Source organism: Streptomyces sp. SP18CS02, from assembly GCF_036322365.1.
Lineage (GTDB): Bacteria > Actinomycetota > Actinomycetes > Streptomycetales > Streptomycetaceae > Streptomyces.
Window position 1 is genome coordinate 190,017 of sequence record NZ_JAQYXC010000263.1, and the last position, 11,280, is coordinate 201,296.

The following is an 11,280-nucleotide window of genomic DNA, read 5'->3' on the forward strand; positions in this document are numbered from 1 at the left end:
CGCACGCGACAATGGGGGCGTGAACAGCAATACGGGTGTCAACCTGCCGGCCCTGCGCAGCCACAATGCCGCGCTCGTGCTCGACCTGCTGCGCACGGCGGGCGACGGCGGCATCAGCAGGCTGGAGCTCGCCGAGCGCACCGGGCTCACCCCCCAGGCCGTCAGCAAGATCACCGCGCGGCTGCGGGCGGAGGGCCTGGCCGCCGAGGCGGGCCGCCGCGCCTCCACGGGCGGCAAGCCGCGCACGGTGCTGGCCCTGGTGCCGGGGGCCGCCCACGCCGTGGGCCTGCACCTGGACCGGGACGAGCTCACCGCCGTCCTGGTCGATCTGGCGGGTGCCCCGGTCGCCGCGCGCACCGCCCCGCTGGACCTGGGCGCCGGCGCGGAGGCGGTCCTGGAGGCCGTCGCCGCGCAGGTGGACGCCCTGACGGCACCGGGACGCGAGGTCCTCGGCGTCGGGGTCGCCATGCCCGGGCCGCTCGACCACCTCACGGGCGTCCCGCACCGCGTGACCGGCTTCCCCGAGTGGGACGGCTTCCCCCTGCGGGACACCCTGGCGGCGCGGCTCGGCCTGCCCGTGGTCCTGGACAAGGACACCAACGCGGCGGCGCTCGGCCTCGCCCTGCGCGGGGCCGCGCCGGCCCGGACGCGCGAGGGGGTGCCCGCCGCGCGCGCGGACGAGGGCTTCCCGGGCGCCGCGGCCGGCGGCGGGGGCGGGCCGAGGCGGGGCGGCGACTCGTTCGCGTACCTCCACCTCGGTACGGGGCTGGGCGCCGGGCTCGTCCTCGGCGGGGCGCTGCACCGGGGCGCGCGGACGGCGGCGGGCGAGTTCGGCCACCAGACCGTCCAGCTCGACGGGATCGCCTGCGGTTGCGGCGGCCGGGGCTGCCTGGAGGCCCTGTGCCTGGCGGCCGTCGCGCGCGGGGAGCTGTCCGAGGCGGCCAGGGTGCTGGGCGAGGGAGCGGCCAACCTGGCAGGGCTCCTCGACATCGACCGCGTCCTGCTCGGCGGCCGGGTCGTCGCCGGGGCCCCGGAGACGTTCGTACGGGGGGTCGGCGCCGTCCTGGAGGAGCGGGCGCGACGCGGTGGGGGCGGGCAGCCGGCGGTTCCCGTCACCCTCGCCGAAGGGGCGGCCCACCCGGTCGCCGAGGGCGCGGCCCAGCTGGTCCTGGCTCCGGTGTTCGGGCTCTGACGACCGCCGTACGGGGTGGGGCGGGGGCCCCGCGAGGGTGCCGGGAGCCGGGCGTGACCGACTGCGGGAGGGAGGCGGCGGACCCGCCCCGGGCGGTCCGCGCGCTGCGCCGACCGGGTGGAGCGGCAGGTCCGTCCGGCGGGGGCCGGGCGGAGGAGCGTGGCCCGGACGCGTGCGCGTGGGAGGTTCTCCGGGACGACTGCCCGCGCGCCGACGTCCCCGCCCCCACCCCCGCTCACGAGCAGCAAAGGCCCCCCATGCGACCGAGCAACGTCCTGGCCGCCGGCGTCGCGGCCGCCGTACTCGCACCCCTGCCCTTCACCGCGCCCGCCGCCGCCCTGACGCGGCCCGGGAGCGACGGGGCGGTCGCCGTCCCCGAGCGGCAGCCGGTCTGCGGCGACGCCTCCGCCGCCGGCTTCCCCCTCACCACCCGCATCCGCGGCGGCCCGGAGACGTACCGCCCCGGCGGCGGACCCGGGTCCTGGTACGTCGAGCTCACCAACACCACCACCGAGGCGTGCCGGAACATCCACCCCGTGCTGGTCCTCACCGACCGGGACCGGACGCTCGCGCCGGCCCAGCTCCTCCTGGAGTTCCAGCAGAAGGAGGGGGACGGTGTCCTGCGGCCGGTGACCGTGGAGAAGACCGACCGCAACGAGCTGGTCGCCGTCCTGGACGACGGCCTCCCGGGGTTCACCGTCCTGCCCGGCCGCACCGTCACCGTGCCCGTCCGGCTGGCCTTCACCGCCGACGCCCGGTCGAACGAGGTGACGGCCAGGGCCGCCGTCGTCCAGCGCCAGGGCGACGACGGGGACTGGGTCGGGGAGTCCGACGACTACCGCTTCGCCCTCGCCGGCGGGAAGTCGCCCGACGGCCCGTCCACCGGTACCGGTCCCTCCGATGGTCCCTCCGGCGGCCCGTCCACCGGTCCGTCCGCCGGCGCTTCCCCGGAGGCGTCCGGGCCGGCGTCGCCGAACCCCTCCGGGGACGTCCGGGCGTCCGCCGCCCCGTCGGCGGGGCGGTCGGCGGAGCCCTCCGCCGAGGAGCTGCCGAAGACCGGCCGCCACTCCCTGTTCATGGCCGGTGTCTCGGCCCTGGCTCTCGTCCTGGGCGCCGGGACGCTGCTGCTGGCCGGACGTCTGCGACGCGGGAGGGGCGGCCGGGGCTGAAGCGTGCCCGTGCTCCGCGCCGTTCGCCCCCCCACCGTTCACCTCCGCGTCCACCCGCGTGTTCATATACGTATGCGACCATCCAGCCCGTGGACTACCCGAACGGCCAGACACCTGGCGCTCCCGTCCGCTCCGGCATCCCGGAGCACGGCCGCATCCCCAAGTACTACGCGGTCAAGGCCCATGTAGCGGCGCTCATCGAGGAGTTGGGCGAGGGCGGGACGCTGCCCACCGAACGCGACCTGGCCGTGCGCTACGAGGTCTCCCGCGAGACCGTGCGCCAGGCCCTCCGCGAGCTCCTGCTGGAGGGCAGGCTGCGCCGCCAGGGGCGCGGCACGGTCGTCGCCGGGCCCAAGCTGGCCCAGCCGCTCTCGCTCGCCAGCTACACCGAGGGCGTGCGCCGCCAGGGCCGTACGCCCGGCCGCAACCTCGTCTCCCTGGAGCGCTTCCCGTGCCCCGAGGCCCTCGCCGCCGAGCTCGGCATCGCGGCCGGCGAGCCCGCCTGGCACATGGAACGGGTACTGCTCGCCGACGACGAGCGGGTCGGCCTGGAGAGCACCTACGTCTCGGAGGCCCGCGTCCCGGACCTCGGCACGGATTTCGAACCGGACTCGTCCTTCTACTCGTACCTGCGCGAGCGGCTGGGCATCGGTTTCGGCGACGCGGACGAACGCATCGAGACCGTGCTGGCCACGCCGCGCGAGGCCCTGCTCATCGGCACCCCTCCCGCCCTGCCCATGCTGCTGATCCACCGCGTCTCCCGGGACACCGCCGGACGGCCGCTGGAGCGGGTGCGCACGCTCTACCGGGGCGACCGCTTCAGCTTCACGGCCCACCTCGACGGCTGAACGGAGCCACGCGCGGGAGGCCCGGCCGCCTCCCGCGGCTCCCCTCTCACGCCTCCCCCCTGGATCGTCAGATCACGAGAAGATAACGGGTCTGGTCCAATTTTGGGGGCCCGTTCATCCTCCCGTTGCCGCTGCGACCCGTCCCCGCCACCCGCCCGCACGACCGTTTGCGGCGTGAGAATCATCGTCGTAGGAGCCGGCGTGGTGGGCACCATGCACGCCTGGCACGCAGTGGAACGCGGCCATCAGGTCGTACACATCGAGCGCGAGAGCGAGGCCAGGGGCGCGTCCCTGCGCAACTTCGGCCAGATCTGGGTCAGCGGCCGGGCGGGCGGCGAGGAGCTGGAGACGGCGCTTCGCGCCCGGGCGCTGTGGGAGGGGATCGGCGCCCGCGTCCCGGAACTCGGGTTCCGCGCCATCGGCTCCCTCACCCCCGTACGGACGGAGCTGGAGCTGGCCGTCGCCGAGGCCGCGGCCGCCCGCCCCGACGCCGCCGCCCGCGGCTACCGGGTGGTGACCGCGGACGAGGCCCGCGCCATCAACCCCGCCCTGCGCGGCGACTTCGCGGCCGCCCTGTGGTGCGAGCGGGACGCGGCCGTCGAGCCGCGCACCGCCCAGCTCGCCCTCCGGCGCGCCCTGCTGGCGACCGGGCGGTACACCTTCCTCCCCGGCCGGGAGGTCCGCGAGGTCGTCGGGGAGAACGCGGTCCGCGACGACCACGGCGACCTGCACACCGGTGACGCGGTCGTGCTGTGCACGGGCGCGTGGCTCGGCGGTCTCGTCCGCGAGGTCGCCGGAGAGGTCCCCGTACGCCGGGTACGCCTCCAGATGATGCAGACCGATCCGCTCGGCGAGGCGCTCACCACCTCCGTCGCCGACGCCGACAGCTTCCGCTACTACCCGGCCTACGACTCGGCCGCCCTGGAGGCCGGCCAGCCGCAGGAGCCGGTCGCCGCCGCGCACCGGATGCAGCTGCTGATGGTGCAGCGTCTCGACGGCGGGCTGACCATCGGCGACACCCACGAGTACGAGCACCCCTTCGCCTTCGACACGCTCGAAGACCCCTACGAGCACCTGACCCGGGTCGTCGAGTCCTTCCTCGGCCGCCCGCTCCCGAGGATCCGCCGCCGCTGGGCCGGGGTGTACGCCCAGTGCACCGACACCGCCCGCGTCGTCCACCGCCAGCAGGTGCGCGAAGGCGTCTGGCTGGTGACCGGGCCCGGCGGGCGCGGCATGACGTGCTCGCCCGCCATCGCCGAGACCACCGCGAACGAACTGAACTGGTGACCCCCATGAGCAGCCGAACCGATCTCGTCGTCCTGGACATGGCCGGCACCACCGTCGCCGACGGAGGGCTCGTCGAGGAGGCCTTCGCCGCCGCGGCCCGCCACCTCGGTGCCGACCCGGCGACGATGCTCGACCATGTACGCGCCACCATGGGCGAGTCCAAGATCTCCGTCTTCCGCCACCTCTTCGGCGACGAGGACAAGGCGCGGGCGGCGAACACCGCCTTCGAGGAGGCGTACGGAGGACTGGTCGCCGAAGGCAGGGTCTCCCCCCTCCCCGGAGCCGCCGAGGCCATCGCCGAACTCCGCTCGCAGGGCCGCACGGTGGTGCTGACCACCGGGTTCGCGCGCGTCACCCAGGACGCGATCCTGGCGGCGCTCGGCTGGGGGGACCTCGTCGACCTCACCCTCGGCCCCGCCGACGCGGGCGGTCGCGGGCGTCCGTACCCGGACATGGTGCTCACCGCGTTCCTGCGTACCGGCGCGGTGGCCGCCGTCCAGGACATCGCGGTCGCCGGGGACACCTCGTACGACATGCTCAGCGGCGTCCGCTCCGGCGCCCGGGTCGTCGCGGGCGTCCTGACCGGCGCCCACGACCGGAAGCGGCTGGAGGACCACGGCGCCACGCACGTCCTCGGCTCGGTCGCCGAGCTGCCCGCGCTGCTCGCCCGCGTGGAGCGCGCATGAGCGGCGGCATCCGCTTCGACCGGGTCTCCGTCGCCTACGGCGGCACCACCGTCCTCGACTCCCTCGACCTGACCGTCGGACCCGGCGAGGTGATGGCCCTGCTCGGCCCTTCCGGGTCCGGCAAGACCACCGCGCTGCGGGCGGTCGCCGGGTTCGTACGGCCGCTGTCCGGGCGGGTGTTCCTCGGCGACCGCGATGTGACGGACCTGCCGCCCCACCGGCGCGGCATCGGCATGGTGGTCCAGCAGTACGCCCTCTTCCCGCACCTGCGCGTCGACCAGAACGTCGCCTTCGGACTGAAGGCACGGAAGGCGCCGAAGCGCGAGATCCCCGGACGGGTCGCCGAGGCGCTGGAGATGACCGGCATGGCCGCCTACGCCAGGCGCTACCCGCGCGAACTGTCCGGCGGCCAGCAGCAGCGCGTCGCCATCGCCCGCGCGCTCGCCATCCGGCCCGGCGTACTGCTCCTCGACGAGCCGCTCTCCGCGCTCGACGCCCGGCTCAGGTCCGGCATGCTGACCGAACTGGCCCGGCTCCACCGCGAGCTGCCCGACGTCTCCATCCTGTACGTCACCCACGACCAGGTCGAGGCGCTCACCCTGGCCGACCGCATCGCCGTCATGGACCGGGCCCGGCTGCGCGACTGCGGCACCCCGCGCGAGCTGTACCGCAACCCCCGTACGGAGTTCACGGCGTCGTTCGTCGGCGACGCCAACCTGCTTCCGGTGACCGTCGGATCGGGCACGGTCAGCCTCGGCGGCCGGGACCTCAAGGTCGCCACCGGCCGGGACACGGCCCCCGGCAGCACCGCCACCCTGTGCGTGCGCCCGCACCTCGTGGGCCTCGGCGAGGGACCCAACACCCTGCGCGGCACGCTCGCCGAGGTCCAGTGGCGCGGCTCGGCGCACCGGCTGTACGTCGACGTGACGGGCCACCGGGTCAAGGCGGACGTCCGCGAGCTGCGCGACCCGCCCGCGCCCGGCGCCGAGGTCACCCTCCACTTCGCCCCCGAGGACGCGGTCCTGCTCGCCGCGGGGGTGACCGATGACTGACGCCGCACCGGCAGCGGCTCCGGCACCCGCGCGAGAGGCCGCCCCCGGGAGGGCCCTGCCCCGCTGGGTGTGGACGGTGCCTCCCGTCGTCGTCCTCGGGGTCCTGTTCCTCTACCCGCTCGCGCTCGTCGTACGGGAGTCCCTCGCCCCCGGCGCGTACGGCGACGTCCTCGGCTCACCGGCCTTCCGGGACGCCCTGGTCACCACCGTGTGGCTGGCCCCCGCGGCGACCGCCGGGTGCCTGGTCCTCGGGTTCGTCCTCGCGCTGATCATCGCGTTCGTCCCCTTCCCCGGCGGGAAGGCGGTCGCCAAGTTCATCGACGTCTTCCTCTCCTTCCCCTCCTTCCTCATCACGCTCGCCCTCCTCTTCATCTACGGCACGGTCGGCATGGCCAACGGGGTGTGGACCGGTCTCACCGGCGCGGCCGGCGGCCCGTTCCACTTCCTGACCACGCCCTGGGGCGTACTCCTCGCGGAGATCACGTACTTCACGCCCTTCGTGATGCGTCCGCTGCTCGCCGCGTTCGCCCAGCTGGACACCGGGCAGCTGGAGGCGGCGTCCTCGCTCGGCGCCCGGCCCGCCCGGATCGTGCGCCAGGTGATCCTGCCCGAGGCGCTGCCCGCGCTCGCGGCGGGCGGAAGCCTCGTCCTCGTCCTGTGCCTCAACGAGTTCGGCATCGTCCTGTTCACCGGCGCCAAGGGCGTGACGACCCTGCCGATGCTCGTCTACAGCAAGGCGATCCTCGAATCGGACTACCCGGCCGCCTGCGTCGTCGCCGTCGTCAACATCGCGCTCTCCGTGGGCCTTTACGCGCTGTACCGGGGGGTGAGCCGGCGTGCTGGTGCACACCGCTAGGGGCAGGTGGATCCTGCGGGGCGTCTTCCTCGTCCTGTTCCTGCCGCTCTTCGCCCTGCCGCTCCTCGTCGTCGTCGCGGCCTCGTTCTCGACGAACTGGTCCGGCGCCTTCCCCTCCGGCCCCACCACCGGGCACTACACGGCGGCCCTGCGCGGCGAAGCCCTCCAGGCGCTCACCACCAGCGTGGTCACGGCCGTCACCGCGAGCCTCCTCGCCCTGGTGACCGGCGCCTGGGCCGCCCTCGCCGCCGCGGCCCTCGGCCGGCGCGGGCGCCGCCTGCTGGACGCCCTGTTCATGCTGCCGGTCGCCGTGCCGTCCGTGGTCGTCGGCCTCGCCGTCCTGGTCGCCTTCTCCCAGTCGCCGTTCCTCCTCAACGGCACGCGCTGGATCGTGATCGTCGCGCACACCGTCCTCGTCACCGCCTTCGCGTACCAGTCGGTCTCGGCGGCCCTCCTGCGGCTGGACCCGGTGTACGAACAGGCCGCCGCCGGACTCGGCGCCCGGCCCGCGCGCGTGCTGTGGCGGGTGAGACTGCCGCTGCTGCTGCCGTCCCTGAGCGCGGCGGCCGGACTCTGCTTCGCCCTGTCCATGGGAGAGCTCAGCGCCACGATGATGCTCTACCCGCCGGACTGGACCCCGCTGCCCGTGCTGATCTTCACGGCCACCGACCGGGGATCGCTGTTCACCGGCTCCGCCATCGCCGTGGTCCTCATGGCGACGACGCTGCTCGTCCTGCTCGCCGTCTCCCGCCTCCGTACCAGAGCCACCTTCCGCTAGTCAGGAGAAGCCCACGCCATGCACGCCCACCTCAAGCCGCTCACCGCCACGGCCACCGGTCTCGCCCTCGCCGTCACCCTGACCGGCTGCGGCGGCACCTCCACCGCCTCCGACGAGAAGGTCGTCACCGTCTACAGCGCCGACGGCCTCAAGGGGGAGAAGGGCGACGGCTGGTACGACCGGGTCTTCCAGGACTTCGAGAAGGAGACCGGGATCAAGGTGAAGTACGTGGAGGGCGGTTCGGGCGAGATGGTGCAGCGCGCCGCCCGCGAGAAGAGCAACACCCAGGCCGACGTCCTCGTCACCCTCCCGCCGTTCATCCAGCAGGCCGACTCCAAGGGGCTGCTCCAGTCGTACCGGCCCCGGGGCGCCGACCGGGTCGACGGGGCCGACAAGTCCGGCGACGGCAAGTGGACCTCCGTCGTCAACAACTACTTCGGCTTCGTCCACAACAGGAAGGAGCTCAAGACCCCGCCCACGACCTGGGAGGAGCTCCTCGACCCGAAGTACCGCGACAAGGTCCAGTACTCCACGCCGGGGGTCGCCGGCGACGGAACCGCCGTCGTCATCAAGGCGATGCACGACTTCGGCGGCCGGGAGCCGGCCATGGAGTACCTGAAGAAGCTCCAGGCCAACAACGTCGGTCCGTCGTCCTCCACCTCCAAGCTCGCGCCCAAGGTCGACAAGGGCGAGATCCTCGTCGCCAACGGCGACGTCCAGATGAACTTCGCGCAGGCCAAGTCCATGCCGAACCTGGCCATCTGGTTCCCCGCCAGGCAGGGCGGCAGGCCCACCACCTTCGCCCTCCCGTACGCCGCCGGCCTCGTCGAGGGCGCCCCGCACACCGCCAACGGCAGGAAGCTCCTCGACTTCATGCTCGCCGAGCGGGCCCAGCGGCAGGTCAGCGAGATCGGCGGCGGCTTCCCCGCCCGTAACGACGTCCGTGCCACCGACGCCAACGCCGTCGCGCTGGCCCGGCTGATGGAGGGCGTCGACGTCTTCGAACCCGACTGGGCCGACATCGACAAGAACCTCAAGACGTACATCGACGCCTGGAAGGCGGCCACCGGGAGCTAGGCCGTGTCCGGCGGGGACGTCGCGGCGTCGGGCCCGCCCTCGCACGGCCGCTCCGGGGGCCGGGCCGCCGCCCGCGCTCCCGCCGCACCGGGGCGGACCGGCGGTACCCGGTGATCGCCGGGGTCGGTATCCGGACGCTCTGACTAGGCTGGGGGCGTCGCCACAACGCTGTCGCGGCGTCCCCAGCACACCGCACGACTTGTACGGCAGGAGTCCCGCCCCATGGCAGAGCGCAAGCCGATCGAATCCTGGCTCACCGACATGGACGGCGTCCTCATCCACGAGGGCGTACCGATCCCCGGCGCCGAAGCCTTCATCAAGAAGCTGCGGGACACGGAGAAGCCCTTCCTGGTCCTGACCAACAACTCCATCTACACCGCCCGCGACCTGCACGCCCGGCTCGCCCGCATGGGCCTGCACGTGCCCGTGGAGAACATCTGGACCTCCGCCCTGGCCACCGCCCGGTTCCTCGACGACCAGCGGCCGGGCGGCACCGCCTACGTCATCGGCGAGGCCGGCCTGACCACCGCGCTGCACGACATCGGGTACATCCTCACCGACCAGGACCCCGACTACGTGGTGCTCGGCGAGACCCGCACGTACAGCTTCGAGGCGCTCACCAAGGCCATCCGGCTGATCAACGCCGGGGCCCGGTTCATCTGCACCAACCCCGACGAGACCGGTCCCTCGCCGGAAGGCCCGCTGCCGGCCACCGGCTCGGTCGCCGCGCTGATCACCAAGGCCACCGGCAAGGACCCGTACTTCGCCGGCAAGCCCAACCCGCTGATGATGCGCACCGGCCTGAACGCCATCGGCGCGCACTCCGAGACCAGTGCCATGATCGGCGACCGGATGGACACCGACGTGCTGGCCGGGCTGGAGGCGGGCATGGAGACCTTCCTGGTGCTCACCGGCCTGACGACCCCGGCGGACGTGGACCGCTTCCCGTTCCGTCCCTCCACCGTCGTGGACTCGATCGCCGATCTCGTCGATCGCATCTGACCAGGTCAGCGGGGTCCGGCCGCTGATGGCCGGCTCCTGCGGATGCGGAATCGCGCGACAGGCCTGAACCTGCGGTCAGGAGGTTCACGATGCGTTCAGGTCTGTTTGCTCTCCGTGCCGCGGGTGCGGCCGCCGTCCTGGTGCTGGTGGCGACCGCCGGCCCGGCGTACGCGGGGGACGGCGAGGAGCCCGGCGGCAAGGAAACCGCCAAGGTCAAAGCCACGGTCGTGCCGTCCACCGTCCGCCCCGGCTCCGACGTGGACGTCCGCGTCACCGGCTGCAAGGGCAGGAGCGGCTCGGCCCGTTCCAAGGCGTTCGCCCGCGACGCCGCGCTCTCCGGTCACCCGGACCGGAGCAAACCCCTGCTCGGCGACACCACCGTCCGGTCCGGCGCCTCCTCCGGTACGTACCAGGTCACCGTCCACTGCGACGGCCGCGACCACCACGACGTCGGCACCCTGCGCGTCGTGCACCGCCCGCCCGCCACCCCGGTGGCCCCGGTCAGGGCGGGCGGCGGAGGCACCGCCACCCTGGCCGCCGACGCCGAGGGCGCCGACGAGCAGGGCCCCGGCACCCCGCACACCGTGATCGGCCTGCTGCTCGCCGGCGTGGCCGCGGTCGCCGTGGCGTTCCGCAGCGTCCGCCGTCGCCGTTCCGGCGCGGACTAGCGTGTCGACCGCGGAACGCCCGGACGGCGGCGGCCGGCTGCTCACCGGCGTGGCCTGGGCCCTGCTCCTCCTGGGCCTGTGGCTGTGGGGCAAGGACGTCAGCGGTGGACCCGGCGGGCTGTCCGCTCCCACGACCGGCGACGTGGCGGCGGTCGGCCGGCCGCTCGGCGTACCGCTGCCGCCGGCCCACGAGCCGGTCGAGGGAGTCGAGCCCCGGCGTCTGGAGGTGCCGTCCATAGGGGTCGCCGCCCCGGTGGTGGCGCGCGGACTGGACGCGTCCGGCGCCATAGACCCGCCGCCGTACGAGATGCCGCACACCATCGGCTGGTTCGGTTCCGGATCCCGGCCCGGCAGCGACGGCGCCGCCCTCTTCGTGGGCCATGTCGACACCGAGACGAAGCCGGCCGTGCTCTACGGACTGAGCGCCGTACGCCCCGGCGAACGGATCAAGGTGACCGGTGACGACGGTTCGGTCGCCGAATTCACCATCGACGACGTGCAGGTCCTGGGCCGGCACGAGTTCGACCCGGGGCAGGCGTACGGACAGCGGCACCCCGGCCGCCCCGAGCTGCGCCTGATCACCTGCGGCGGCACCTTCGACCGCACGCTGGGCGCCTACACCGCGAACGTGGTGGTCTCCGCCTATCTGACGGACACCGGCTGAC

The 11,280-nt window shown here is 74.1% G+C and carries 12 protein-coding genes; all 12 read left to right on the forward strand.

The window, feature by feature from the left end:
- Nucleotides 1-19: 19 nt before the first annotated feature.
- The 12 genes from PUR26_RS07545 (at nucleotide 20) to PUR26_RS07600 (ending at nucleotide 11,279) form a co-directional block, all read left to right on the forward strand.
- Nucleotides 20-1,192 carry an ROK family transcriptional regulator gene (locus PUR26_RS07545; protein WP_329870450.1) on the forward strand — a complete coding sequence of 391 codons (1,173 nt, stop codon included), beginning with the start codon at nucleotides 20-22 and terminating at the stop codon, nucleotides 1,190-1,192.
- 257 nt (nucleotides 1,193-1,449) lie between these two features.
- On the forward strand, nucleotides 1,450-2,361 hold the full coding sequence (locus PUR26_RS07550) for a hypothetical protein (protein ID WP_329870452.1): 912 nt from the start codon (nucleotides 1,450-1,452) through the stop codon (nucleotides 2,359-2,361).
- An 89-nt stretch (nucleotides 2,362-2,450) separates the two neighbouring features.
- On the forward strand, nucleotides 2,451-3,209 hold the full coding sequence (locus PUR26_RS07555; RefSeq protein ID WP_329870453.1) for a GntR family transcriptional regulator: 759 nt from the start codon (nucleotides 2,451-2,453) through the stop codon (nucleotides 3,207-3,209).
- 174 nt (nucleotides 3,210-3,383) lie between these two features.
- Entirely contained in the window at nucleotides 3,384-4,496 is a 1,113-nt protein-coding gene (locus tag PUR26_RS07560) for a TIGR03364 family FAD-dependent oxidoreductase (RefSeq protein ID WP_329870455.1), read from the forward strand.
- A gap of 5 nt (nucleotides 4,497-4,501) precedes the next feature.
- Nucleotides 4,502-5,182: a phosphonatase-like hydrolase gene (locus PUR26_RS07565; RefSeq protein WP_329870457.1), complete on the forward strand. Its 681-nt coding sequence runs from the start codon at nucleotides 4,502-4,504 to the stop codon at nucleotides 5,180-5,182.
- The gene (locus tag PUR26_RS07570; RefSeq protein ID WP_329870459.1) at nucleotides 5,179-6,234 is read left to right on the forward strand and encodes an ABC transporter ATP-binding protein; all 1,056 of its coding nucleotides are present in this window, start codon (nucleotides 5,179-5,181) and stop codon (nucleotides 6,232-6,234) included. Before PUR26_RS07565 ends, PUR26_RS07570 begins: the two co-directional genes overlap by 4 nt.
- Nucleotides 6,227-7,090, forward strand: a complete 864-nt coding sequence (locus tag PUR26_RS07575; RefSeq protein WP_329870461.1) for a 2-aminoethylphosphonate ABC transporter permease subunit — start codon at nucleotides 6,227-6,229, stop codon at nucleotides 7,088-7,090. Before PUR26_RS07570 ends, PUR26_RS07575 begins: the two co-directional genes overlap by 8 nt.
- Nucleotides 7,071-7,868 (forward strand): ABC transporter permease, encoded by a 798-nt coding sequence (locus PUR26_RS07580; protein WP_329870462.1) that lies wholly within the window; start codon nucleotides 7,071-7,073, stop codon nucleotides 7,866-7,868. Before PUR26_RS07575 ends, PUR26_RS07580 begins: the two co-directional genes overlap by 20 nt.
- Before the next feature lie 18 nt (nucleotides 7,869-7,886).
- Complete coding sequence (locus tag PUR26_RS07585; protein WP_329870464.1) at nucleotides 7,887-8,945, forward strand: 2-aminoethylphosphonate ABC transporter substrate-binding protein; 1,059 nt, start codon at nucleotides 7,887-7,889, stop codon at nucleotides 8,943-8,945.
- A 222-nt stretch (nucleotides 8,946-9,167) separates the two neighbouring features.
- Nucleotides 9,168-9,947, forward strand: coding sequence for an HAD-IIA family hydrolase (locus PUR26_RS07590; protein ID WP_329870466.1), 780 nt, complete (start codon nucleotides 9,168-9,170; stop codon nucleotides 9,945-9,947).
- 89 nt (nucleotides 9,948-10,036) lie between these two features.
- Entirely contained in the window at nucleotides 10,037-10,615 is a 579-nt protein-coding gene (locus tag PUR26_RS07595) for a hypothetical protein (protein ID WP_329870468.1), read from the forward strand.
- Between the two features lies 1 nt (nucleotide 10,616).
- On the forward strand, nucleotides 10,617-11,279 hold the full coding sequence (locus tag PUR26_RS07600) for a class F sortase (protein WP_329870470.1): 663 nt from the start codon (nucleotides 10,617-10,619) through the stop codon (nucleotides 11,277-11,279).
- Nucleotide 11,280 lies beyond the last annotated feature (1 nt).